We start from the raw sequence: 24,912 nt of genomic DNA, 5'->3' as shown, positions 1-24,912 counted from the left end.
CCTTGCACCGGCCTTTAAATTCTTTAATAATAAATCCTCCTTTTACTGCAATAGGTAGACTGCCAGTATGTTGTCATTCTGCATCGCTAATTTTTAATACATTGGAATCTGGGTATTAGAACTGTGATATTGACAACAGCCCAGATTTATCATTCAATATTGAATCTCCAACATTAAAAAGCTTCATGGAACTTATATCTATCATCTATATCATTGTCGGCCTGATTCTTGGCTACGTTATTGCCCACTTCAAATACAAAAGCAGTCAGGCTTTAAGCAAAGAAGAAGCGGATACTCTGGAGAAAGAGCGTGAGGAGGCGATGCAGATAATCTCGCGTCTTGAGGAGCGAAACGAACGTCTCGATGCCGAGGTATCGGAAGTCAAGAATAATTATCACAAAGAACAGAGTCGGGCAAATGAAGCCGAAAAAGAGAATGTCCGCCTCAAATCGGTTAATGATAATTTGAAGGAACGTCTCGATGAGCAAAAGGAGGAGATGAAAAATCTCCAGGAGCGGTTTAAGGATGAATTCGAGAATCTGGCAAATAAAATCTTGGAAGAAAAATCCAAGAAGTTTACCGAGCAGAATAAAGAGAAGCTGGATCAGCTGCTTAAGCCGCTCGGTGAAAAGATGGAGGAGTTTAAAAAGAAAGTAGAGGAGACTCATAAAGAAGATATTGAAGGACGCAGTTCGCTGAAGCAGCATCTGGAACATCTTAAAGAGATGAATCAGCAGATGGCACAGGAGGCCAAGGATTTGACTCGTGCTTTAAAGGGAGATTCAAAAACGCAGGGTAGCTGGGGCGAAGTAATCCTGCAGCGGATTCTTGAGAAATCGGGATTGACAAAAGGACGGGAGTATGAAATTCAGGAAAATCATCGCAGTGAGGATGGTCGCAATTTATATCCCGATGTAGTAGTATATCTGCCGGATGAGAAACGGCTGGTGATTGATTCGAAGGTTTCGCTGAAGGCATACGAGCAATTTAGTTCTGCCGAAGATGAGGCTGAACGTGAGAGGGCGTTGAAACAACACGTGAGTTCACTGCGCAGCCACGTAAAGGGACTTAGCAGCAAAAATTATGAACAGCTGTATGGGGGAAACAGTCCCGATTTTGTGCTGATGTTTGTCCCTATCGAATCGGCATTTGGGGTAGCGCTTCAGCAGGATTCCAGTCTCTATTACGATGCCTTCGACAAAAATATTGTAATTGTAAGTCCGTCTACGCTGCTGGCTACACTAGCCACAATCGATAGTGTATGGAAGCAGGAATATCAGAATAAAAATGCCCAAAAAATTGCTGAACGGGGTGGCAAACTGTACGATAAGTTTGTGCTTTTTGTAGAGAGTCTCGAGGAGATTGGCATGCGTATTCGTCAGTCGCAGGAAAGCTATGATCAGGCAATGAATAGACTTAAAACCGGTCGGGGCGATTTGATTGGACAAGCTGACAAACTGCGAAAATTAGGCGCAAGCAATACTAAAAAGTTATCCAGTAATCTGCTTGATCAGGAAGAAACTCCTAATGGGATGGATGATGTAGAAGAAGAAAAAGAATCCGATTAATAATTTTCTTTTTCCGCAAAGGTTTTGATATTCCGCCTTATGCAAAAAACAATTCTTTTTTTCTGTTTACTATTTGGGATAACATTTTCAGCAGACGCACAGAGTGAGGTGAGCATTAATAGTCCGTTTGTCAGCGGTCAGCAAAAAACTGTTTCGAAAGCTCGTAGCATTGCCTTAACTAATACCGTAGTATCTATTGGGTCAGGAGTAGCAGCAGTTGCACTTTTTGATAATAATACTATCCAAAAAACGGGGGCTTATCTTACTCTGTATGGAATTGTGGCTGGGGCTTCAACAGGAAATTTCTATGCCGAAGATTATCCTCGCGGTGTAATTGGGATGGGAGCCAGGGCTGTGGGAACTATCCTGATGTTGGATGGGACCCGTGAGGTTTTTGGTCAGCGTTTTTCCAATACATTGGGTGTCGACAATGAAGAAGTATCACTTACTGACACCAAAATGTTAATAGGGGAAGGACTTATTTTAGCTGGATTTATCTACAACATGATAAGCTTAAATGCTTCTGTTAAGGAGCACAATTCTGGCGGGAGAAACTTTTCAATTAATATAACTCCGGCTGTTGTGGATGATGAGGTTGCGCCGGTGCTTACCGCAAGTCTACGTTTTTAGAAGAGTTTAATCCTTAGAAGGTTCGTATGCCAATGGTTTTACAAGAGAAGCCAGCGTATTACCGTCGTGATTAGATATTGCAGCATACCAGATATTATTCCATTTCCAGGAGACAACATGCTTTCCATTTACATTTCGGATATGAAAATCCCGTGATTTAGTACAGGTCTTTACAGCCTCTTGATTACGTACCAGCTGGCCAAATTGCTCTATTTCATCGATGTTAAAAGCAAAAATATAAATAAACTGGTCTTCGCCGGGTACGTAATATTCCAGCATTGGTGCTTTAAAATCAGGGACAAACTCCTCATAGACTACCCCTTTAAATTCAGCCTTATCCAATTCCGGGATAGTCATAGACATGTTATAATTTTGTGCTAATTCAATTTCAGCTGATCCCAGGCTGGCGGTGGAGATGGTTGGAGGAACCAGCTTGCCACCGTGTTTCATAAAATGTTGGTAGGCATACTCCTCAATATTATATGTAGGGTTTTCAACTGCCGAGCTTCCGTAGTTCAAAAAGCTCCAAACAGAAATTGTGAACACAACGACAGCAGCTGCAGCATAATACCACCAGTTTGATTGCTGAGCAGAAGAAACAGAAGGTTCTGTTTGCTCTTGCTGGGTTACAGAATTTTTGCGGGAAATTTCATCGACGGAAGTAGAGGAGCAATAGGATGAGAGAAAATCTTTTAACGATTCCGGAGCTTTTGCACAGGGACATCGGTCCGCCATTAGTGCCTTAACCCGTTTCATTGACTCATATTCTTGCTTTAAATTCTTGTCATCAGCAATGTATTCCAGAAATGCATCGCGCTCTTCAGCACTAACTTCATTGTCAACTACGGGCGTTAAAAGCTCCAGTGCTTCTGATTTTGTTAATTTACGATCCATAATATTTAGTGTTCATCTGGCAGGTATATAATCGAGTTGCTTATAATTTATCTTATTAACATAGTGGGTAAATGTTGTGTTCCAATTCTAATCAGATTTTACATCTAAAAAAATAGAAAAAAGCAATCTATTTACTCATTAACAAATAGAATCCATTCAGCATGGGAAGACTTGTCTTAATTTTTTCTTGTAGCTTCGAAGCCATGGTGAGATGATCAAATTGCTTTTTTATAATGAATCCATTTTTCGTGAGCAGTTTACCAAATTCATTGATATCATGATGAAGCTTAAGTTCTTCTCCCACCGTTTTAACACCGGTTTTAAATGACCACCGGTGATGGATCGGTAGCTCGTCCAGGGCAAAATGTGTGCTAATAAGGGCGGGACCATCAGAAAAAAAGTGCTGCAGTTGATTAAGAATATTCCCCACGAGATCTGGATGCAGATAATCGAAAAAACCTTCAGCAATGACGATGGTTTTATTATCTCGATTGATTGTAGAATCGGAGCTAAATGGTAATTTCTGTTGATTGTCAGTTAGGTGAACATCAATTATATCGGGATGCTTGCTGTCCGGATAATATCTATTTAAAAACTGTTGCTTGTATTTAGCCATATGGGGGACGTCAAATTCATAGCAAGAAAATCCCTTTTGTGAATAGGTGAAAGCCAGATCATCAAAACCCGCACCGAGAACAACTATTTGGTTATATTCATCATCTTTTAACTCATTTATAAGTTGCCTGATGTAGTATTTACGGGCGATAATATGTAGCAGATCACCCGGCAAAAGAAGTTCTTCTGACCAGATATATAATCTTCGGACCCAACTATATTTGAGCCAATAATGATATTGATTTAGCGGAAAAGGTAAGTTTCTGACAACACGGTCGTAAAAGTTGATTACTGAATCATCAAAAAGTGATTGAAATGCCGGAATACGGGTTAATCCATATAATTTTATTGCGATAAAAGCGGCCGTTTTACTCAGCTGATCAGGTTTCATAGGCTATTGATGGGCGATGGAAAATTGCGACCAGGGATGTTCACTTGGAGTGGCCAATTCAAAATGTACGTGTTGGCTTGTTTGTGGATGTTTAAAGACAATTTCTACAGCTCGTAAAGCCATTTTTCGACCGTCGGGTTGGTCCTGTCCATATTTATAATCGCCCCAAATCGGATACCCTTCATGCGAGAGTTGCACGCGAATTTGATGGGGACGCCCCGTTTGCAGGTGAACAGAAAGTAGATGCAGATCATCTGATTCTTCGAGCTTCGCAAAAGAAAGTTCAGCTTGTTTCCCCTTTTGCTGATTGTCGGTTACAACTTCAACAATATTGGTGTCCCTGTCTTTATGAAGGCGATGTGTCAGCACTCCATTTCGGGGTGGAGATCCTGAAGTTACCGCCCAGTATGTTTTTTGTATGGTGCGATCACGAATCTGTTTTGATAGATTCTCTGCAGCGTTCCGGTTTTTTGCCAGAAGCATGAGTCCACTTACCGGACGATCGAGGCGATGAATTAATCCCAAGAAAGCATTATTGTTTTGTGATCTATTTAGATATTGCTTGCACAGCGTTAATACATCCGCATCACCGGTATGATCTTCCTGGGAAAGCAGGCCAGCCGGTTTATCAATGAGGAGCAGATGTTCATCTTCATAAATAATGGGAATATTGGGATCAGTTTGGGTCTTTTTCATGATAGTGAATTATATCTGCCTGCAAGATATTTTTAGGCGTACAAAACTAATGATTTTATGTAAAGCATCGAAGTAGGGCAAGGATAAAGTTTGACAAATTAAGATGTATTGGTTTCTAATCAAGCGTCAGTATCAGTAAGTTTACAGGTGTCTTTTGATCAGTAGAATTTAAGGTTTTTTAGAATGAGTGATAATGACAATACCGAGGTGGATGTCCGGGAGAAAGTTGACAATCTGCCGCTTTCACCCGGAGTTTATATGTTTAAGGATAAAAAAGAACGCTTGCTTTATATAGGCAAGGCCAAACGGCTTCGCAACAGGGTGCGTTCCTATTTTCAGGATTCCAGTGATCACGATGGGCGTATTCGGGTGATGATAGGGAAGATTGAGGACCTTGAGGTAATTGTTACAGATTCTGAGGCCGAAGCACTTATCCTTGAAAATAATTTGATTAAAAAGCATCATCCTCGCTACAATATTTTGTATAGAGATGATAAATCGTATCCGTATATCTGTGTGACTAACGACGAGCGTCCGCGTGTATATCCCACCCGCACGGTTATCAATGACGGTAGCAAATACTACGGTCCTTATGACAGCGTGACGCACATGAAACGCATGCTCGATACTATTCGTAAGGCCTTTGATTTATGCACCTGTGCGGTATCCCGCAAAAATATTGATCGCACCAAGGGTCCTCCCAAGTGGCATTCCTGTTTTGATGATTATCTTGAAAGCTGTTCCGGTGATTGGGATCTGGAAAAGTATCAGGCGACGATTGATAAGGTGGAACGGATGCTCAATGGCCGAACGGATGCGCTAATCCGTGATCTTAAAGAGGAGATGTCTATTGCCTCGGATGCGCTGGAATTTGAGCAGGCCGCACAAATTCGTGATAGCCTTGAAGCCGTCAAAAAATACAGCAAGAAGATGAAGATGGTGGCTGATAAGAAGGTAGACCGTGATCTCTTTGCTGTTAAAGTGGATGAGGAGATTAACGAGGCTTGCGGAGTGCTGTTTAAAGTTCGTGAAGGAAAGCTAATCAGCAAGTTTCATCGATTTTTGAAGAATATTAAGCACCTCGAAAAAGGAGAGATGTTGCAGTCATTTGTTGAGGATTACTATACGGGTCAGCATGCGGGGGGCATTCCCGATGAGGTGTACGTAAGTGACGAGTTGGTAAATGAGGAACCATTGGCACAGTATCTTTGGGAGGAACGAGGTAAAAAAGTACGGATCCATCGTCCACAACGGGGAGAAAAAGCCAAGATGATTCGCATGGCGCTTTCAAATGCGAAATACCTATTGGGTGAACGGAAGCTTGAAAAAGAGAAAGCAGCACAGAAACGAATTCCGCATTCGGTTAAAGAGCTTAAGGAACAGCTCAACCTGCAGCAGTTACCCCGACGTATTGAATGTTTTGATAACTCCAATTTGCAGGGCAGCGATCCGGTTGCCTCGATGGTTTGCTTTGTGGATGCGCGTCCTAAAAAGAGTGAATACAAGCGATTCAATATCAAAACTGTGGAGGGACCGGATGATTTTGCTTCGATGAAAGAAGTGTTAAGCCGTCGTTATAAAAGAGTTATGGATGAAAAGCAGCAAATACCAGATTTAATTGTTGTTGACGGCGGGAAAGGACAGCTTAGCAGTGCGGTTGATGCTCTTAAAAAGATTGGGTTTTACGGTGAATGCGAAATTATTGGACTGGCTAAGCGACTGGAGGAAGTATTTGTGCCGGAAAAATCTAATGCTATCATGATTCCTAAAAAATCGTCGGCCCTTAAACTATTGCAGAAAGTGAGAGATGAGGCCCATCGCTTTGCGGTATCCTTTCATCGTAATAAGCGTTCAAAACGGACAATTAAAACAGAGCTTACTCAGATCAATGGCATTGGTAAGAAGACGGCACAACAGTTGCTAAAAGAATTTGGCTCTGTTAAATCAGTGCAGAATGCTGAACTTGAAGATTTACAGGAAGAAGTAGGGGAAAAGACCGGTCAGAAAGTATATCAATACTTTCATGACTCATCATCTGAAGAAGAATAGAGCATAGTAAATCTTAATCTACTTGGGTTATGTTTTTAGCACACTAATCGAATATTTAACATATTATAGGATGTATAGTGTTCATTTATCGGAATTTTATATTGTGAATAATAGATTATTTTTCTTATTAATAATGCATTCTGTCAGTAAAAAGGGCTTCGGCATAAATATTGCAACTAATACTCTTGTAACATTAACATGTGATGGAAAGTCGGTTAAGCAGCGCTTACAATTATAATAAGCAATGTTGATAGCTGATCTTAATCGATGAGGAACATATACTTGTAAAGTTCGTAAGTACATCACACGATGGTAATGAACTCTTTGCAAATAAAATTTTGTTCTGATTGGAGGTTAAGGTCAATATGTAGGCAGAGTAGGTAATTATTGCTTGCAGGAATGACTAAATTTACTTAAATCAGACGTGAGGTTATTATGAAACTCGAACAGTCAAATCACATAAGTAAAAAGTATCAGCAGCTGGATGATAAAGATCTGGTTCGTTTTTACCGTCAGAACGGTGACGAGCAGGCATTCAGTGAATTAATGAACCGTCACCAGACTAAGATATACTCTTATATCTACAGTATGGTGAAAGATGGCGGTAAGGCTGATGATATTTTCCAGGAGACGTTCACGAAGGTGATTACTAAAATGGACGATACGTACAATGAACAGGGGAAATGGATCGCCTGGGTCATGCGTATTGCTCATAATGCAACAATTGATTATCTAAGAAAACAAAAACGGTTTGTGGACGTTAGTTCTAACTACGACAAAGAATCAAACACTGATTTCTATGATCGTTTGCCTGATGAGGATTTAGTCAGCGCACAGGAACAGCTCGAAAAAGATGAGGCGAAAAGTAGCTTAATGCGCCATATTGACGAGCTTCCTAAGGAACAACGTCAAGTAGTTATGCTGCGACATTATTATGAAATGCCGTTTAAAGAAATTGCAGAACTTACAGATGTTTCCATTAACACCGCACTGGGACGTATGCGGTACGCGCTCATAAATCTTCGAAAACTTTTTGATAAAGAAAAAGAACAAGAAGAGAATAGTTATGCGGAACGAGGATAATAATGATTGCATTCGGTACCTGATGAAGGAGATGGATCCTTCTGAAGAACTGCTCATGGAACGTGCTATGATGGAGGATGAGGATCTGCTTATTGAAGTTGAGAGTATGCGGCAGACCCTCAAAAAGCTCGACCAGTTGCCCGAGGTTGAGCCGCCATCTCATGTTACCGAAGCTGTAAAGAAAAAGGCAGCTGAACAGGCTGAGAAAAATCGAAAACAGAATAAAACCTTTAAGCCGGCCTACAAATATGCTGTTGCTGCAACACTGGCGCTAACTATTACGGCCGGAGGAGCTTGGCTATTTATTGACAGTGAGGGGGCGAAGTCTAACAATTCTCAGCAAACGGCTGCGGCTTCTGTTTCATCGCCTGCTACACAAGCACAGGATATTAATCAGGTAAGTACCGGTAATGACGGATCAAGTTCTACACAATTTGCCGGCAGTAATATGCAAAGACAACCCACTACAGCTACTCCCGAAACCAGTAACATTGATCCTTGGGTTGACCGCGAGGATATTCTTCGCTTTGAGGATCAATTCTCAAATCAACAAGAGCAGTTCCAAACTATTCTACAGAGATCTACTGAAAGGTTGCAGCTTATTCAAGATTCGAATATTCAAAACAATAGAGTCAAATCTATTCAACTTACAGGATCGGGAAATTAAGTACTGTTTTTTCAGCCTTAAAGCTTCTATACTTCTCTATCTGATGGATTATGATTTAAATGGATAGAGGATGATTACCCATACCGAAGCAATAATATTCAAATCTGTTGATTTCCAAGAGTCCAGTAAAATTGTTACGGCTTTTACCCTTGAACACGGTAAAATTGCCCTGATGGTTCGAGGCGTAAAGAAGCCCAAAAGTAAATTCTCAGGGCTTATAGAAATTGGCAATATTCTGGATGTCGTTTATTATTACAAATCTTCCAGATCGGTACAGATTCTCTCAGAGGCCAGCTACTCAGTAAAGAATAAGAATTTACGGTCCGATTTTGAGAAGATGGCCACCATGACTTCAGCTATCGAGCTCATCAGTCAGCTGCTGCACGATGATGAAATAAATGAGCCGCTTTTTATCTTCACAAAGAAGATGCTCAGCTGGTTGAATTCTGCTGAAGTGCATCCCCCGAAACTTTTTCCGTATATTCAAATTCGTTTGGCTGAGTTAACAGGTATAGGACTTCAGCTGGATACGAATAATGGAGACCAGAAAACGAACTATTTGAACCTCGAATCTGGTTTGGTTACTAATGAACAAGTTTCATCGCATTCATATAAATTAACTTCAAACCAGTTTTCCTACATACGGATAGCACTGCTGGCCAAAAGTTCTATATTATTTGATATAAATTTTGAAACCGGTGAACTGCGACAGCTGATTGAGCACCTTGATAGATATTTAAAATATCATGTGGAAGGACTTAAGGCTCGAAAATCAGATGCCATCTTTGAACAAATATTACAGGAGTAGTTATGAGATTTCGTAATCGATATTTAAGCGGCGTCCTTCTCATCCTTATTGGGATTGTTGCAGGTACTTTATTCGCTTTCTACAGCTTTTACAGTCCCGTTGATGATCGAGCCGATGTTGCAATTACGGAAGTCAAGCACAGTTCTAAGCCTCTTTTTACCAATGAACAGCTGGAAAAACTTGATGCCCGGTTCCTTTTTGAACGTGTAGCTGAACGAGTTACGCCAATGGTGGTTTATATTGAAACCACTGTTCCTTTTTCAAGAAGCGATATGCCGGATGATGAATTTCATGAGGAGGACAGCTTTTGGGGGGATATGTTACCTAAACGAGCTCGAACTGTTGGGTCTGGAATCCTTATAAGCAGTGATGGCTATATCCTTACCAATAATCACGTTATTGATGGAGCCGTAAATGATGAAATTGAAGTTGTTCTTAATGACAAGCGTGCGTTTAAGGGACGGATTGTCGGGCAGGATCCTACGACAGATTTGGCCGTTTTGAAAATTGATGCCCGGGGATTACCTGCTATTACTATTGGTAATTCTGATAAAGTAGGCGTGGGTGAGTGGGTCCTTGCTATTGGGAATCCTTTTAGACTCCGATCAACTGTTACGGCGGGTATTGTAAGTGCCTTAAGTCGAGATGTTCAGATTATTGATGATCAGATGCGGGTAGAGAGTTTTATCCAAACAGATGCCGCTATTAACAAGGGGAACAGCGGTGGGGCACTGGTAAATACCAGCGGTGAGCTTATTGGAGTGAATACGGCCATAGCATCCCAAAGTGGCAGTTACCAGGGTTATGGATTTGCAGTGCCTTCTAACCTGGCATCAAAAGTTGCCGAAGATATTATTGAATATGGACATGTGCGACGTGCACTGCTTGGTGTAACGATTGTAAGTGTTGATGCCAGTATGGCTGAGCAGTTAGATATGGATAGCATTCGGGGGGTATATCATATCAGGAATAACACCCGGAAGTGCGGCAGAAAAACACGGACTCCGTGCTAATGATGTTATTTTAAGCGTCAACGGAGAGAAGGTGAATGAATCTAATCAGCTTCAGCAGAAGATTGCGGTATTGAATCCCGGAGATATCGTTGAACTCGAAATTTATAGAGAAGGTAAAGAGATCAAAAAGCAAGTAGTGCTGGGAATGCTGGAGCGGGAGGAGGAAGAACTTGCTGATCGTCAACAAGATCGTAGAGAGTCTGTTGAGCCACAACAAAGAGATCAGGAAATGGATAACGAAGAGGGAGCCCGCGAAGTTGAGTTTGCTGCTTTTGATTTAGGGTTTCGGATTATGGCTATTGGTAATTCTGAACAGGGACAATATAAATTGATTGTAATAGATGTAGTAAACGGATCGCATGCTGATAGCATGGGATTAGAAGAAGGAGATACAATCTTAAAAGTTAACGGCCATAAAGTTGAAGATCTGCAATCTTTGAAGCATTTTATAGCGCAAAATTCTGGGTCTGCGCAAGACTATTCTTTTGAAGTACAGGCACAGAATGGAAACATAAAAACCATACAATCCAAATAGTTTAGGTATTAATTTAATGCGGCATATTATTTTATCAATAGCGGTATTGGGCTTAGTGGGATTATTTATTTCTTGTTCTGGCTCGGCAGAAATGGCAGAACTACAAGATGAACCTCAGAAAGAGGTGTCAAATTACCCATCATGGTACCCACAGCAGGAATTTGTTTCTGATGAAGAAAAACTTTTTGCCTATTCCACAGCTATTGACAGTGACTCGGCAGCATCTATTGAAAAAGCGAAATCCTGGGCTGTTAAAGAGCTGAAATCTTCGGTATCCGATAAGCTCGAACAAATACGTTCTGAGGCACTCGTAGAATATGGAAGTGAATCAGGATTAGATGAAGCAAAATTTCTGATGGCGCTTCGTAGGGTCAAGAATGCTGTTGACCCTCTTGTTGAAACAGGTAAAACAGAGGTGAAAAGAACGGAGGGATATGAAAGTGTCTATGGCTTTGCGGAGGTTAGCGTTCCCAAGGATGAGCTTATTAAACGCATTGGAAAACGGCTGGGCGCTCATGAAAAAGCCTGGAATGCGATGAAAGATTCGAAAGCGTTCAGTAAGTTTTAGTTAACTTAGGCCAATTAAATAAATAAGAAACCCCGCAAAATTTTAGTGAATTTTGCGGGGTTTAGTTTTAGTAGGAAATCATCAGTAATTTATTTGAGATATTTTTTTTCTCTAAACTTCTAACATACTTGGAGCGAAATATTATTCCCTGCTCATTCAAGATCAAGAAGGGATTAACTCCTATGGCAGAGAAATTTTACGTACGGTAGGATTTCCAATAGTACCCAGGTTATCCAACAGGCTCCAGAGATTACCCCATTTATCAAATGTCAGTGCTGATGGCAGGGGAAGGTCGGGATATATCCCGGCCTCTTCCACAATTACACATCCCTTATTGCTGCTCGTGGGAATATTCGATACGTCACATTTTTTTATGGCACCTCCTGCTGGAGTTCCACCAAAAAGACTCAACCAGCTATTTTTGTCATATTCGGCCACGTAAAGCATGCCATCGGGACCGAATGTTAGGTCAATGATCGAGGTAAGACCGGTAACAGCCAACGTGCAATCATCCGAGGGACATACCGTATTCATGGCGTCCGATTCAACACGCCAGATGCGAGACCAGCCCGGTTGAGCCGGTGTGCCTGTCAGTTCCCCCACGTAGTACGCGCCGTCTGGTCCAACCGCCACCGATGTGGGTACGGGTTGGGCTTTACAGGATATTACCTCTCCATTGTTGAGCGTGATCGGAACGGTCGGAATATTTCCCTGATCATCCACAGCAGGAGGAAACAGGGCCACCCAATCTATGGAGCCATCCGTTTTTGCCGAGAGCAGCGTATTTCCGGCGGCATCGGCTATAAGGACTTCTCGTCCATTGAGTGTTGTAATATGATATGGATCAGATTGCGGACCTGCCACAAATGGGAAGACATTATTGCATCGTGGATCATAGATTTGGGCATCCGGATCCTGGGCTTCTTCAAAGGCCTGAATATCTGATATTTTTCGAGCTTCTCCCCGGGATACACGCCATAAAATGGCTTCCTGATCATTAGAAAAGACACGACCGCTGATAGCAAAGAAGTTGCCCCTGCCAATATCGCTTATACCAGTAATGGGAGAACCATTTGCCGTAGGCAGAGTGGTAACGGTATTGACCTTATTTTTTCTTATTTCCTTGATTACGTTGTTGTACGTAACCAATATACTTCCATCAGAAACAGCATCGATGTCGAATGCGACTGCTGAAAAATCGCTGTACGGTCCCTCGTTTGAGGCAGGTGAGTTCGGACTTTTGCTCTCTATCACGCTGATAGTATCAAGCTCATCAGTCGAGATTATATCAGTATCCGAACATGCGGCAGCAGTCAAAATTAGAATAGAAAGTGATCCAAACAGCAGGAACCACTTCGAATTCTGGTAAGTGTTAATTATGAATCTAATCTTAGTAGACATATTTCCCTCTCATTAAGAATTATAAATGAGGGGTAATAAATATCTATAGATAAGGGGTAGATTAGCCTTGAGCGCCGATAATATATAGTAATTCCATCATTACTCTGAATAAAATAGATGAATTTATAAAATTAATATAGAAATAAGCTGTAATTAAACAAATGAAATGAAGGGATTTGCAAGCTAATAAATAGTAAGTCAGGCGTGGTTATTTTAAAAAACGGATAACATCCTTTAGTAGGATGTTATCCGTCAAATAAATTAGTGCGTTATCAAGAATTGCAGGCTAAGACTAAATTACATATTCTTGATAATCTCTTCTCCAAATTCTGAACACTTCAGGAGCGTAGCGTCATCCATAAGACGTTCGAAATCGTAGGTGACTCGTTTATCCATGATGGATGCTTCTATGCCTTTCTCGATGAGATCAGCTGCTTCACTCCATCCCATATATCGCAGCATAATAACGCCGGATAGAATTAGCGAACCGGGATTCACTTTATCCTGTCCGGTGTATTTAGGGGCGGTTCCGTGCGTGGCTTCAAATACAGCCAATCCGGTGTTATAGTTAATATTGGCACCGGGTGCAATACCGATTCCGCCTACACATGCAGCCAAAGCATCAGATATATAATCTCCATTCAGGTTCATGGTAGCAATCACGTCGTATTCGTCGGGACGAGTTAGAATCTGCTGCAAGAATGCATCGGCAATCACATCCTTAATCACAATACCGTTGGGTAGCTTGCACCAGGGACCTTCGCCGATGACTTCAGCATCATATTCTTCGCGGGCTACCTCATATCCCCAGTCCTTAAAGCTTCCTTCCGTAAACTTCATGATATTCCCTTTATGAACCAGCGTAACGTTGTCACGTCCCTCAGAAATAGCGTAATCAATTGCAGAACGGACTAACCTTTTTGTGCCTTCTTCGGAGATCGGCTTAATACCTAAAGAAGTAGTATCGGGAAAACGAATCTGATCGACGCCCATTTCATTGATAAGAAAATCTTTCAACTTTTCGTTTTCAGGTGTTCCGGTCTGATATTCAATGCCGGCATAAATATCCTCGGTATTTTCACGAAAGATGACCATATCCGTTTTTTCGGGGTGCTTAACCGGACTTGGCGTTCCTTTGTAATACTTCACCGGGCGCACGCAGGCAAAAAGATCCTTTTGCTGACGAATGGCTACATTCAATGAGCGAATTCCACCGCCAACAGGAGTAGTTAATGGTCCTTTGATGGCAACTTTATAATCCTCAATGGCTTGTAGCGTATCCTCTGGAAGCCACTCATCTTCTCCGTAAAAATCAACGGCTTTTTCTCCGGCATAAATTTCAAACCATTCGATTTTCTTTTGTCCGTTATAGGCCTTTTCAACAGCACTGTCTAACACTTTGCGCATCGTAGGTGTTATATCAATACCTATGCCGTCACCTTGTATAAAAGGGATAACGGGATTGTCAGGGACAACGAGTGAGCCATCAGCTTTTACTTTAACTTTAGTACCAGATTCGGGTGGTGTAATCTTCTCGTAACTCATGAATTTTGGAATGATTTTCGAATTAAATTTGGGAACGAAGTATAGTAAAAATAATCGCCACCTGCATGCTGACAGTCATCGCTGGGAAGTGATAAAAATTGAATGAAATTCTCATTATATTAGGTTATTAGAAAGCAAAGTCAGTTAAGTAACGGAGGCTGTTATGATAAGAGGCATGTTTAGTTACCGGCCTAAGAACAAGAAGTTTAAATACAAGTACCGGTATTACGATCCTGAAAAGGAGATGAGTCGTCGAGAACGGATTAAAATTCGTCGTACCCATAAGAAATACCACCAGGGACGGTCGGTTATGTTATATGCATTAGGATTAGCACTGGTTATTTATATTATGTATTTACTGTAATCCTGTTGTATTAGGCTCGTTAAATTTCTTACATCCAGAGTTAGAATTTAGTATCATCCCGCCAATTCAAAATCAATAAAAGAAGTACAGACATTTGAGCCAGGAAACGGAATCTGAACAATCCATAATACGAGAACTTCCTCCCGAAATTTCCAATAAAATCGCTGCTGGTGAGGTTATTCAACGCCCCAGTTCGGTGGTTAAGGAACTGTTGGATAATGCCATTGATGCCGGTGCTGATCATCTCAAGATTGTTATTCAAAATGCCGGACGTACGCTTATTCAAGTGATTGATAATGGCAGCGGAATGGGAAAGGAAGATATCCGCCTTTGTTTTGAGCAGCATGCCACATCCAAAATACAGGATGTAGACGATCTGTTTAAAGTTCGTACGCTTGGTTTTCGCGGTGAGGCTATGGCTTCTATTGCTTCGGTATCACAGGTTACGCTTAAGACCAAGCGTCCCGGTGATGAGATGGGATGGAAATATGAAATATGGGGGGGAGAGGAAAAATCATTTGAACCCGCTGCTGTCGAAAGTGGTACCTCCGTGGCAGTTCGAAACCTCTTTTATAACGTACGGGCACGCCGCCAGTTTTTAAAAACGGATGCTACTGAGTTTCGACATATACTGAAAACGGTTCAGCAGGCGGCTCTTGCTAATCCTGATTTAGGATTTGAAATGATTGCCGATACCGATACTATTTATGATCTGCCAAAAGAGCAGAGTTTGAAAGATCGCATTACTGATATGTTTGGCAAGAGCTATAAGGCCAGTCTCATACATTTCCGGGAGGAGACGAGTTATCTAACGGTACACGGGGTGCTCGCAGATCCCAAGCTGACGAAACGAAGTCGTGGCGAGCAGTTTCTGTTTGTTAACGGACGTCCTATTCAACATCGTTATCTTACTCATGTTATTCTCAATATTTATGACGCGTGGACCGGTGAAAAGGACTACCCGTTTTATGCCATATTTTTAGAAATTGATCCTAAGCAAGTGGATGTGAACGTGCACCCGGCCAAAGAAGAGGTCAAATTTGAGGATGAACGTAGTGTTATTAAACTCACAAAATCGGTTGTAAAGAAAGCACTGCATGAAGAGTTTATGGTTCCGGATGTTCCTAATAGGGATGAGGAAAGCAGTTTTTCTTCCTCAAAGGGATTTTCATCTGACTTCAATTTTGGTGGGGCAAAGAATAAACAGCACAGTGGAGGGGAGAAGGAGCCTGTAAAATTTCCATCGCGTATTAATTTTGATCGACCGAAATCACAAAAGGGCGATCAGGATAATTTTTCAAAACAACTGTACGATTTTGATCAAGCCGAAAAAAATGAGCAGGATAAATCTAATCAAGATAGTCGTCCACAACGTATGCGCGACCGCGGCTTTTGGCAGCTGCACGATCGCTATATTTTAACACAGACGCGTTCCGGATTGTGTATGATTGATCAGCATGCGGCCCACAAGCGCATTATATTTGAAAAGGCATTGAGTGCTACCGAAGCCGCTATTCCAAGTACCCAGCAACTCCTTTTTGCGCAAACAATGGATTTTTCGGCGTCGGAATTTTCGCTTCTCGAAGAATTGCATCCCATCATTCAGCGCATGGGTTTTAACATTCAATTGATGAGCGGTAACACAGCCATGATTAGCGGAGTACCCGCCGATATTGATGTGGGAGACGAGCAGTCGGTTTTAAAGTCTATGCTACAACAGTACCGGGAGCTGGACGGAAGGTTTGAGTTCGATGAGCGCCGAAAGCTGGCTATTGCCTTTGCGTCAAAGACGGCCATCCCCAAAGGAAAAAAACTAACCGATATGGAGATGGAAAATCTGCTTGATCAGCTTTTTGCCTGTGATGAACCGTATAAAGATCCGCTGAAGAAACCTACGTTGGAGTATATTCCGCTTGAGGATATTGAGGCGCGCTTTCGATAAAAAATATGAGCTTTACTACACTTTCAAAGTGTAGTAAAGCTTTTAAAGTTTAAAACTGATTATGAATATTTTAGCTGTGGAGCCGTTTTTTAGCGGTTCGCATAAAGCTTTTTTAAGGGGACTGGAAAAGTTCTCCCAGCACAATATTATCCCGATAAATCTTAGTTACAAGGGACGAAAGTGGCGCATGCACGGCAATTCGGTAGTGCTGGCGGGAATGACCCAGGAAGTTGAAGAAGATATTGATCTGCTGTTGGTAAGTAGCATGACGAACCTGCCGGCTTTTTTATCACTGACTAATCCTCGTTTTGCTGAAGTACCCAAAGTGATGTACATGCATGAGAATCAGTTTACCCAGCCAATGCCCGAGGGAGAGGAGCGCGATCTAACCTACAGCTACCTCAACTATTTAAGCATGCTTTCCGCGGATCGACTTATTTTTTCATCTGAATTCCATCGCAATGATTTCCTGAATGCGCTGCCTGAATTTTTAGAGAATTATCCCGACGACAAGTATTATTACCCGGTCGATAAGATTGCGGAAAAGAGCATGGTATTATATCCCGGACTCGATTTGAAACGCTTTGATGCCCAGCCCGACCAGCGCAAAGAAAATGAGAACCCTGTTATTGTCTGGAATCAGCGCTGGCAGTTCGATCGTAATCCCGCCATGTTTTTCCGGGTGCTCAATCGCTTAAATGATATTGATCTAACCTTTGACCTTATTCTGGCGGGCGATACACAGCATGAAAAACCCGAAGAGTTTGAGAAAGCATGGGAGCGATACGGGCGCCATATTACTCATTTTGGTTATGTTGAGGATCGTGAAAACTATAGTCGATTGCTTCACAGCGGGGATATCGTGGTTTCAACGGCAACGTACGAGTTTTTCTGCGTGGCCATCATGGAAGCCATTTATTGTGGATGTCATCCCTTGGTGCCCAACCGCTTGCATTATCCTGAGTTGATTCCGGAGAGCCTGCATAAACCGCTTTTGCACGCTCCTGTGTTGTATGATACTGAAGATGATCTATTTCACTATCTCAAAGATCTATTAACTAAAGAGTCAAAACCGCTTCCCAAAGCCTCATTGCAAAAGATCAACAAGCACCTCGATTGGTCCAAGCGTATCGACGAGTTCGACGCTATGTTTGAGGAGTGCCTGGATATGGAAATATCTTCGGCCTTGTCGTAAAATAGTAGATAGCTTTTTCGAGATACTTTTTTACGCTATTACCATCGCGGGAATTAATTCCCGCGATAATTATTATATAGCAACTGTTTTACTCTGCCTATTGCCTCCGGACAGAGCACCGATGGCAGATGTGTTTGCTAATATCTCATCTTGTTAATTCACACCGTACATTATTCTGTAGTTCTGCAGCGGAATGAAAAGTATCAACCGTGGCGGACGTTTTAGCTATTTTTTTAATTGCATTTACCCTGTTCTTTGTATGGTAATCGTTTTTTTAGATTTGAGATGGTTGATTAGTAAAGGATGGTTAATACTTATCAAATATGTGTAGGTAAGTATTACTGTTTTAAGTCTTCTAACGTAATAAAAAACTAAATTTAAGGAGAGTTATGCTACGATTTAAGACATTATTATTTATCTCAAGCTTGTTATTGGTTGTGTTTACTATTTCCTGTGAAAATAAGTCATCAAAAACCGATAAGCAGTCAACACAACATGCTGAGATAGATACTACAAATATGGATGAGGTACAGGGAGAACCTATCATAGAAGCACCCGGTGCCCAGATAGATCGGGATAAAGTGACGACAATGCTGGATGAGGAAAATTTATCTTTCAGGGAGATCACTAATCCGGATGCTACAGCAGAAGAAACTGAAGAAAGTATAGAGCAATTAAATACCTTGCTTGATACTGATAGCGTTCGCAATGACGAGGAGTTGGAATACTTTGTGCATACTATTTTAAGCAGTACCTACCTGAGGCTCTATGAAAAAACAGGAGAGAAGGAGCAATTAGATAAGGCTGAAAACCATGTGGATGCGGCTATTTCTATTTTCAAAGATCAACCAAAGTATAAAGCGGATCTTGTTGACGCTTATACCGGGCGATTAGCTGTGCTGACTCTAAAAGACGAATCATGAGGAAGCTATTTCCCAGATGAAATATTTGATTGAGGAGTTTCAGGATATCGGTTACGGTTCGTATAAAAATTGGTTCGCATCAAGGCAGGTAGAACGGCTATATCATTTGATAGAACGAGAAGAAGTATCCAAAGAAAAGGCAAATGACATTATTACCTATCTTAAACAGGTAGCCAAACAGTATAATAATGAGGTGGGAGCTACGGCACAGATGTCTCTTGCCCAGTATTATGCAATGCAAGATAAACAGGAAAAGGTAGATGAACTTATTGAATCTATCGAGCAGAGATTGACATCAATAGATAATCCAAAATTTAAAGAGGACAAATGGATGCGGGTAAAAACTCGCTTAGAGAGTATAAAGAATAGAAATGAACAAACTGCATCTATGAAAGACCGTGATACGCTGTTTTATGAGGTTCAGCCGAATATGATCGATCAGATGGAAATATATAAAGATGACGTTGGAGAACGTCGATATCGTATCAATGTGCTTCTGAAAAAAGAGTATCATCCGGAGTTTGCAGTAGTGACCAGTAAAAATATTGGCAACTTTTTGGCAGTGACCTATCAAGAGGAAATGTTAGCTTCGGGATTACCGACGATACAAACGGGTATTTCTGAAGGTCGTTTCTCCTTAGGACCGTATGAAAAGAAGAAAAAAGCAGAACAGGTTCTCCGGCGAATTTCTGACTGAGAGCAAAAGGTCAGATTAGTATTTTAGTAGCTTCTCCAGTGTTCCTTTCAGGCGATCATCGGCCAGGTAGTGCTTTTCCAGTTCGGGACTAAAAGGCACAGGCATATCCAGCGATGAGCAGCGCATGACCGGGGCATCGAGATCTTCGAAACATTCTTCAGTAATCTGAGATGAAAGCTCGCTCATGGGTCCGAGTGTGGTCGAAGGCTCCTGCAGCAAAAGTACTTTGTTGGTTTTTGCTACTGATTGTTTAACAGTTTCCATATCCAGCGGAGCCAGACAGCGAAGATCTATAATTTCAAGTTCTGTCCCTCGTGAGGAGTATTCCTCAGCAATATTTTGCGCCCAGTGAACGCCCATTCCATAGGTGATGATGGAGGCATCGGTCCCTTTACGGATCACTTTTGCTTTCCCAAGTTCTTCTGGGGTACAGTGATCGGGAGTAGTATCACGAATACTGCGATAGAGTTTTTTATGCTCGAAAAATAGGACGGGGTTCGGATCATATAATGCGCTGTACAACAAGTTCTGGGCATCTTCTACCGTTGATGGTACCACAATTTTGAGTCCCGGATGCTGCATAAACCATCCTTCGGGAGACTGTGAGTGAAACGGACCTGCGCCAACGCCGGCACCATGGGGAGCACGGATGGTGATATTAATGGGAGGCATCCAGCGATACTGTCCCTTGGAAATATTGTTAATGATCTGGTTGAACCCGCAGGAAATAAAATCGGCAAACTGCATTTCTACCACGGGTTTAAATCCCTCAAGTGCCAATCCAAGTGCAGCGCCTAATGCTCCGGCCTCAATAATGGGCGTGTTCCGAATACGATCTTTGCCAAACTGCTCAACAAATCCTTCGGTAATCTTGAACACCCCGCCATATTCGGCAATATCTTGTCCCATGATGAGATAGTCTTCATCTTCTTCAAATGCCTGTTTAAGCGAGAATTGAATAGCATCAACAAATCTTTTTTCTGAAGAAGAATCATTCTTGGTACTCTTCTTGGGCAATTTGGTCGGGGTAAACAAGCGATTTTCTTCGGTCTCTCGATCAAAAATGGGGTCTTCAGCTTCAAGGGCACGATCCAATTCCGGAAGAAAAGAATTATCCACTTCTTCTTGAATTTCATCTAATTCATCTTCTCCCGAAACAATCTGCTCACTTTTAAGCCACTCAGCCATCCGGTCGATGGGGTCGTATTCATCCCATTTTTCAAACTTCTCGTCGGGAACGTAAAAGGTGCCGGACGCCTCCTCATGTCCTCGCATGCGAAAGGTTTTGGCCTCGATAAGTGTCGGTTCGCCCTGCAGGGCATGTTCTTTAGCTTCGGAGACCGCATCCATCACAGCAAAAATATCGTTCCCGTCAATTTTTACGCCTCGCATACCGTAACCCTGGGCGCGATCAACGAGATCGTCACAAGCGTACTGCTCGTGGGTAGGTGTGGATAGACCATAGCCGTTGTTTTCAATCACAAAAATCACCGGCAACTCCCAGACGGCGGCCAGATTGAGCGCCTCGTGAAATTCACCTTCGCTGGTGGCTCCATCTCCGCAAAAGCTGGCGGCAACATAACCTTCATTACGCAATTTCGAGGCAAGGGCCAATCCATCAGCAACGGGCATGGTGGCAGCCAAGTGAGAGATCATTCCCACAATGCGTTTTTCGGGCACGCCAAAGTGAAACGAGCGATCACGTCCACCGGTAAAGCCGTCGGCCTTGCCTAAAAGTTGACAAAAGAGTGTATAAAGATCCACGCCTCGGGTGGTAAAAAGGCTAATATTTCGGTGCATGGGCAGCAGATAATCGTCATCGGAGAGGGCAGAGGTGACGCCAACCGCAATGGCTTCCTGTCCCATGCCGGAAAACCACTTACTGATTTTGTTTTGGCGAAGCAGTTTAAGCATTCGCTCCTCAATGCGACGGGGAAGAAGTAGATTTTTATAAAGTGATATCGCCTGCTTCTGGGATAAATCGGTTTGCGGTCGAATCATCTGAAAGTACTAAAATAAATTTTTAAAATACCTAATTTATAAAGCCAAACATGCAGCAGTTTCTTTATAATTGCAACAAATAATTAGGCGGCACGGAAAGATTCATTTTTGAAGTAAGTGTTGGAATATTCCAGTAAGTCTGTGTATTATCCGACGAACTAAGTAAGATTATTAACAGGTAAGAGACCTTTGCAAAACCCAATAAATTTAGCTTGTCATTGCGAGCCTGAGAAGCCTGCCTGCGCGGAGCCTTTCTGTATATGGCACTTGTGTAAAAAAGCTTCGGCATAGGCAGGCAATCTCCCGATCAAAGCTTCTAAAAGGAGATCGCCGCATTACATTCGCGATGACAGTTCGGTTTTGCGAAGGTCTCAGGTAAGATATTGTCTCAATCAAACAATCGGTTGGCCTATATTTATGTATTTCTTGGGGCTTCGCTCTGGGGTATTATTGGTATTTTTGTTGATAATCTATCGCAGCAGGGGTTTTCAGCTCTTCAAATTGTTACGGTTCGGGTCATCAGTGCATCAATAATGTTAGTGGCTTTCGTAGCTGCCATAGATGTTAAGCTATTAAAAATTGATTGGATGGATTCAATGAGTTTCATCGGGACGGGTATTTTCAGCACGGTCTTTTTTAGCTGGGCGTATTTTACGGCTATCGAAGAAGTATCACTATCTGTCGCTGTAATTTTACTCTACACCGGACCTGCTTTCGTGGTGGTGTTATCCCGGATTTTCTTCGGGGAACCGATGACGTCGCGTAAGATTGGAGCCCTCGTGCTAACATTATTTGGTTGCGTACTCGTCATAAAAGTTTTTCCCATAAATGCTGATCGCATTTCGCTGTATGGGGTTTTGGTAGGCTTGGGATCGGGATTCGGTTATGCTCTTTACAGTATTTTTGGCAAGTATGCGCTTAAAAAATATCATCCCCTAACTGTTATTAGCTATACCTTTATTTTTGCCTCTATTGTGATGCTGCCAACCAGCGGATTCACTATTTCACCTCAGCAACTACAATCACAAACGGTTTGGCTAAATATTTTGGGACTTGGCTTTTTTCCGACAGCGCTGGCGTACTTTTTATATACCATGGGATTATCGATGGTTGAAAGTGGACGGGCATCTATTGCAGCTACGGTTGAGCCGCTTGTAGCAACTTTGATAGGCGTATGGCTCTTCAATGAGATTCTTACCATTTTTCAAATTATTGGAATGCTTTTCATATTATCAGCCGTTGTATTGGTACAGTTTAAGCGAATAGGCGGTGTGCGTAATTAAAATCAGTATGTTAAATATTAACTAATTAATATGACTATGGATCAGCAGAAAACTTCGAAATGGGCGGTGTCAAGTGCAGTATTTGGAATCATAGCAGTCGTAGTAATAGTACTTGCAGGATATGGATATCAGTGGAACTGGTGGGGATTGGGCACCGCCTTTACATGGCTGCTTCCGGGTAGCGGAGTGCTGGCACTCATCGGATTTTCGCTGGCCGTTGTTTTTGGATTTGCTCGCAGAAATGAACCCCAGATGGGTGGAATCGGACTTGTAGCATTGGGACTCGTTCTTAGTATCGGTGTGATGGGGACCATTGGATACTGGTTCACCGAAGCTCAGAAATATCCGCCAATTCATGATATTAGCACCGATATTGAAAATCCCCCGTCATTTAGGGCAATTGTTCCTCTGCGTGCTGATGCGCCCAATGATACTACCTATGGGGATCAAGACAAAGCAGAAATGCAAAGGGAAGCTTATCCCAATGTAGAAACGCTCTATTTAGAAGTTGGATATGACCAAGCCTTTGACCGTGCTCTTGCCGCGGCTAAGCAGATGCCGTGGGAGGAGATTGTGACGCAGGACCGTGAGGCCGGACTCATCGAAGCTTACGACAAGTTGCCTTGGTTTGGTTTTATTGATGATGTCGTTATTCGCGTGGATACCGCCGAAACTGCTAATCAGAGTAAAATTGATGTCCGTTCAGTTTCACGTATTGGTCGCGGTGATATAGGGGTAAATGCTCATCGTATCCGCGATTACCTCGATGCGGTACGAGATCAATAGCATAAAATTGCTCTTACTTATAATTTAATTCAATTCCGAGTTCTGATACAAAGTGACAGTTGTAACTCGGATATGCTGGAGGAAATAACGACTCAAGATGAACAATCAAAGCAGTTATTAAATTGTAAAATATCGGCTTTAATTGCTGGAATCTCCTTCCTCTGCAATGGTAAAAGTTTTCAACATATTGTGCTCGGCGGGATCAGGAACTTCAGCAATCCAAGCATAATCGCCCGGCAGGAGGTTCACATGAAAATAAGCGGTGCTACCTTCGGTCATTTCCATAGTGCCACCCCAAAATTCTGCTCCTTTAGGGGCCCGGTTAACAAGGCTACCGGCTTGCCTCCAATCCATCCAGGTTGAGAGGCTATCCAACAGCTCCATATCTTCATTATTACTTAATTTTACCAATTGTACATTGTGGCCTTGAAGGTGGGCATAAGACTGCTGATCCTTAAAATGAATCTCGAAAATATGCTTTCCTTCATTTAGCTGCTCGTCAAACTGTATCCCTTCGGTAGATGAAATTGTAAGAGTGCTGGTGGGATTAGGTTCTTTGATACCTGATTCTTCTTCAGTAACCTGTAGATGTTCAAGCATGCCGATATAAGAATGGAATATCTCGTCTTCATTTTTTACATAACATTCAACAATATATTCACCCGGTTCCAAATGGACCGTAGTTTTAGATTTCATCCCTGCTGCAGTAAAGCCCGGGCCTCCCATAGTTTTTGCACCGGGATCAAAAAACCAGGGTGCCTTGTCCGAAATGGATGCCACCAGGTTATTTGTGAAAGTGTCAAAGTCAATCTCATCTTCTATGTATGGATTAAACTCCATTTGGAATGGCTCGGTAATACTCTGGAACCAATAGTCAAGGAGTGTTTGATCGGCCGTTTCAGCAGCCTCAATTCCTTCCATCGGAACTTGCCATATCAAAAAGAAATGGTCGAATCCTGAAGCATTGTTGAATTCAAATGTCGTCCATCCGGAGGGGATTTTATGAGTATTCATCTTAAATAGATGTTTATTGTCCTCAGCCTCGTGAACAGCAGTTACTTCTACAATATTTTTATTAGAACTCCCCGTATCGTTACAGGCTGTTAATAAACCTATAAAAGATAGTACTAATGTGAGCGTAAATATTATTGAGTTTTTAAAAAATGTCGATAAATGCATAACTCCCCCTTTAATTATCCCTTAATTTTAGCTGTTTTTAGATATTAGTAAATTTTTTCCTTATCAAATAATCAAATTG

General features: G+C 42.0%; 22 protein-coding genes. 15 read left to right on the top strand and 7 right to left on the bottom strand.

The genetic code is table 11. From position 1 onward, the window contains the following. Positions 1–185: 185 nt before the first annotated feature. Positions 186–1,568, top strand: a complete 1,383-nt coding sequence (gene rmuC / locus U5J89_RS07620; RefSeq protein WP_322575014.1) for a DNA recombination protein RmuC — start codon at positions 186–188, stop codon at positions 1,566–1,568. Between the two features lie 108 nt (positions 1,569–1,676). Next, entirely contained in the window at positions 1,677–2,198 is a 522-nt protein-coding gene (locus U5J89_RS07615; protein WP_322575013.1) for a hypothetical protein, read from the top strand. A 6-nt stretch (positions 2,199–2,204) separates the two neighbouring features. Here the strand turns inward: U5J89_RS07615 and U5J89_RS07610 are convergent, their stop codons facing one another. From U5J89_RS07610 to U5J89_RS07600, 3 genes are all read right to left on the bottom strand, one after another. Next, on the bottom strand, positions 2,205–3,092 hold the full coding sequence (locus U5J89_RS07610; protein WP_322575012.1) for a hypothetical protein: 888 nt from the start codon (positions 3,090–3,092) through the stop codon (positions 2,205–2,207). A gap of 127 nt (positions 3,093–3,219) precedes the next feature. Continuing rightward, positions 3,220–4,098: a class I SAM-dependent methyltransferase gene (locus tag U5J89_RS07605; RefSeq protein WP_322575011.1), complete on the bottom strand. Its 879-nt coding sequence runs from the start codon at positions 4,096–4,098 to the stop codon at positions 3,220–3,222. Between the two features lie 3 nt (positions 4,099–4,101). Next, positions 4,102–4,794: an RluA family pseudouridine synthase gene (locus U5J89_RS07600; protein WP_322575010.1), complete on the bottom strand. Its 693-nt coding sequence runs from the start codon at positions 4,792–4,794 to the stop codon at positions 4,102–4,104. 183 nt (positions 4,795–4,977) lie between these two features. On the opposite strand from U5J89_RS07600, the gene uvrC reads away from it, so the two are divergent. The 7 genes from uvrC (at position 4,978) to U5J89_RS07565 (ending at position 11,517) form a co-directional block, all read left to right on the top strand. After that, complete coding sequence (gene uvrC / locus U5J89_RS07595; RefSeq protein ID WP_322575009.1) at positions 4,978–6,843, top strand: excinuclease ABC subunit UvrC; 1,866 nt, start codon at positions 4,978–4,980, stop codon at positions 6,841–6,843. Positions 6,844–7,278: 435 nt separating this feature from the next. After that, on the top strand, positions 7,279–7,926 hold the full coding sequence (locus tag U5J89_RS07590) for an RNA polymerase sigma factor (RefSeq protein WP_322575008.1): 648 nt from the start codon (positions 7,279–7,281) through the stop codon (positions 7,924–7,926). Next, positions 7,910–8,593, top strand: coding sequence for a hypothetical protein (locus U5J89_RS07585; protein WP_322575007.1), 684 nt, complete (start codon positions 7,910–7,912; stop codon positions 8,591–8,593). Before U5J89_RS07590 ends, U5J89_RS07585 begins: the two co-directional genes overlap by 17 nt. 70 nt (positions 8,594–8,663) lie before the next feature. Continuing rightward, positions 8,664–9,401, top strand: a complete 738-nt coding sequence (recO, locus tag U5J89_RS07580) for a DNA repair protein RecO (protein WP_322575006.1) — start codon at positions 8,664–8,666, stop codon at positions 9,399–9,401. A gap of 2 nt (positions 9,402–9,403) precedes the next feature. Continuing rightward, positions 9,404–10,414 (top strand): S1C family serine protease, encoded by a 1,011-nt coding sequence (locus tag U5J89_RS07575; protein ID WP_322575005.1) that lies wholly within the window; start codon positions 9,404–9,406, stop codon positions 10,412–10,414. Further along, complete coding sequence (locus U5J89_RS07570) at positions 10,335–10,949, top strand: PDZ domain-containing protein (RefSeq protein WP_322575129.1); 615 nt, start codon at positions 10,335–10,337, stop codon at positions 10,947–10,949. Before U5J89_RS07575 ends, U5J89_RS07570 begins: the two co-directional genes overlap by 80 nt. Positions 10,950–10,965: 16 nt before the next feature. Further along, a complete protein-coding gene (locus U5J89_RS07565; protein WP_322575004.1) occupies positions 10,966–11,517 on the top strand; it encodes a hypothetical protein in 552 nt (183 codons plus the stop codon). 180 nt (positions 11,518–11,697) lie between these two features. On the opposite strand, the gene U5J89_RS07560 is transcribed toward U5J89_RS07565, so the two are convergent. Then, the gene (locus U5J89_RS07560) at positions 11,698–12,918 is read right to left on the bottom strand and encodes a ScyD/ScyE family protein (RefSeq protein WP_322575003.1); all 1,221 of its coding nucleotides are present in this window, start codon (positions 12,916–12,918) and stop codon (positions 11,698–11,700) included. Positions 12,919–13,215: 297 nt separating this feature from the next. After that, positions 13,216–14,463 carry an NADP-dependent isocitrate dehydrogenase gene (icd, locus tag U5J89_RS07555; protein ID WP_322575002.1) on the bottom strand — a complete coding sequence of 416 codons (1,248 nt, stop codon included), beginning with the start codon at positions 14,461–14,463 and terminating at the stop codon, positions 13,216–13,218. Positions 14,464–14,921: 458 nt separating this feature from the next. Between icd and mutL the strand changes: the two genes are divergently transcribed. The 4 genes from mutL to U5J89_RS07535 all read left to right on the top strand — a co-directional run bounded on the left by mutL (position 14,922) and on the right by U5J89_RS07535 (position 19,584). Next, complete coding sequence (gene mutL, locus U5J89_RS07550; RefSeq protein ID WP_322575001.1) at positions 14,922–16,769, top strand: DNA mismatch repair endonuclease MutL; 1,848 nt, start codon at positions 14,922–14,924, stop codon at positions 16,767–16,769. Between the two features lie 61 nt (positions 16,770–16,830). After that, on the top strand, positions 16,831–17,964 hold the full coding sequence (locus U5J89_RS07545; RefSeq protein ID WP_322575000.1) for a tRNA-queuosine alpha-mannosyltransferase domain-containing protein: 1,134 nt from the start codon (positions 16,831–16,833) through the stop codon (positions 17,962–17,964). A 389-nt stretch (positions 17,965–18,353) separates the two neighbouring features. After that, the gene (locus U5J89_RS07540) at positions 18,354–18,887 is read left to right on the top strand and encodes a hypothetical protein (protein ID WP_322574999.1); all 534 of its coding nucleotides are present in this window, start codon (positions 18,354–18,356) and stop codon (positions 18,885–18,887) included. Positions 18,888–18,903: 16 nt separating this feature from the next. Then, positions 18,904–19,584, top strand: a complete 681-nt coding sequence (locus tag U5J89_RS07535; RefSeq protein WP_322574998.1) for a hypothetical protein — start codon at positions 18,904–18,906, stop codon at positions 19,582–19,584. A gap of 15 nt (positions 19,585–19,599) precedes the next feature. Here U5J89_RS07535 and U5J89_RS07530 read toward each other — a convergent pair whose 3' ends face one another. Beyond that, entirely contained in the window at positions 19,600–21,585 is a 1,986-nt protein-coding gene (locus tag U5J89_RS07530) for an alpha-ketoacid dehydrogenase subunit alpha/beta (RefSeq protein ID WP_322574997.1), read from the bottom strand. A gap of 383 nt (positions 21,586–21,968) precedes the next feature. Here U5J89_RS07530 and U5J89_RS07525 point away from each other — a divergent pair, with 383 nt between their 5' ends. Together U5J89_RS07525 and U5J89_RS07520 are read left to right on the top strand one after the other, a co-directional pair. Further along, complete coding sequence (locus tag U5J89_RS07525) at positions 21,969–22,868, top strand: DMT family transporter (RefSeq protein WP_322574996.1); 900 nt, start codon at positions 21,969–21,971, stop codon at positions 22,866–22,868. Between the two features lie 36 nt (positions 22,869–22,904). After that, on the top strand, positions 22,905–23,654 hold the full coding sequence (locus tag U5J89_RS07520; protein WP_322574995.1) for a DUF1499 domain-containing protein: 750 nt from the start codon (positions 22,905–22,907) through the stop codon (positions 23,652–23,654). Between the two features lie 138 nt (positions 23,655–23,792). On the opposite strand, the gene U5J89_RS07515 is transcribed toward U5J89_RS07520, so the two are convergent. Beyond that, entirely contained in the window at positions 23,793–24,833 is a 1,041-nt protein-coding gene (locus tag U5J89_RS07515) for a hypothetical protein (RefSeq protein ID WP_322574994.1), read from the bottom strand. Between the last annotated feature and the right edge of the window lie 79 nt (positions 24,834–24,912).

The organism is Fodinibius sp. (genome assembly GCF_034521915.1).
Classification (GTDB): Bacteria; Bacteroidota; Rhodothermia; order Balneolales; family Balneolaceae; genus Fodinibius.
Note: the sequence above shows the minus strand (reverse complement) of the source record. Positions and strands in the feature narration are given on the sequence as shown.

What these genes read in the sequence shown, in the direction of transcription:
- rmuC (WP_322575014.1), top strand. Translation starts at nt 186, where the DNA reads ATGGAACTTATATCTATCATCTATATCATTGTCGGCCTGATTCTTGGC.
- U5J89_RS07610 (WP_322575012.1), bottom strand. Translation starts at nt 3,092, where the DNA reads ATGGATCGTAAATTAACAAAATCAGAAGCACTGGAGCTTTTAACGCCC.
- U5J89_RS07605 (WP_322575011.1), bottom strand. Translation starts at nt 4,098, where the DNA reads ATGAAACCTGATCAGCTGAGTAAAACGGCCGCTTTTATCGCAATAAAA.
- U5J89_RS07600 (WP_322575010.1), bottom strand. Translation starts at nt 4,794, where the DNA reads ATGAAAAAGACCCAAACTGATCCCAATATTCCCATTATTTATGAAGAT.
- uvrC (WP_322575009.1), top strand. Translation starts at nt 4,978, where the DNA reads ATGAGTGATAATGACAATACCGAGGTGGATGTCCGGGAGAAAGTTGAC.
- U5J89_RS07590 (WP_322575008.1), top strand. Translation starts at nt 7,279, where the DNA reads ATGAAACTCGAACAGTCAAATCACATAAGTAAAAAGTATCAGCAGCTG.
- U5J89_RS07585 (WP_322575007.1), top strand. Translation starts at nt 7,910, where the DNA reads ATGCGGAACGAGGATAATAATGATTGCATTCGGTACCTGATGAAGGAG.
- recO (WP_322575006.1), top strand. Translation starts at nt 8,664, where the DNA reads ATGATTACCCATACCGAAGCAATAATATTCAAATCTGTTGATTTCCAA.
- U5J89_RS07575 (WP_322575005.1), top strand. Translation starts at nt 9,404, where the DNA reads ATGAGATTTCGTAATCGATATTTAAGCGGCGTCCTTCTCATCCTTATT.
- U5J89_RS07565 (WP_322575004.1), top strand. Translation starts at nt 10,966, where the DNA reads ATGCGGCATATTATTTTATCAATAGCGGTATTGGGCTTAGTGGGATTA.
- U5J89_RS07560 (WP_322575003.1), bottom strand. Translation starts at nt 12,918, where the DNA reads ATGTCTACTAAGATTAGATTCATAATTAACACTTACCAGAATTCGAAG.
- icd (WP_322575002.1), bottom strand. Translation starts at nt 14,463, where the DNA reads ATGAGTTACGAGAAGATTACACCACCCGAATCTGGTACTAAAGTTAAA.
- U5J89_RS07545 (WP_322575000.1), top strand. Translation starts at nt 16,831, where the DNA reads ATGAATATTTTAGCTGTGGAGCCGTTTTTTAGCGGTTCGCATAAAGCT.
- U5J89_RS07540 (WP_322574999.1), top strand. Translation starts at nt 18,354, where the DNA reads ATGCTACGATTTAAGACATTATTATTTATCTCAAGCTTGTTATTGGTT.
- U5J89_RS07535 (WP_322574998.1), top strand. Translation starts at nt 18,904, where the DNA reads ATGAAATATTTGATTGAGGAGTTTCAGGATATCGGTTACGGTTCGTAT.
- U5J89_RS07530 (WP_322574997.1), bottom strand. Translation starts at nt 21,585, where the DNA reads ATGATTCGACCGCAAACCGATTTATCCCAGAAGCAGGCGATATCACTT.
- U5J89_RS07520 (WP_322574995.1), top strand. Translation starts at nt 22,905, where the DNA reads ATGGATCAGCAGAAAACTTCGAAATGGGCGGTGTCAAGTGCAGTATTT.
- U5J89_RS07515 (WP_322574994.1), bottom strand. Translation starts at nt 24,833, where the DNA reads ATGCATTTATCGACATTTTTTAAAAACTCAATAATATTTACGCTCACA.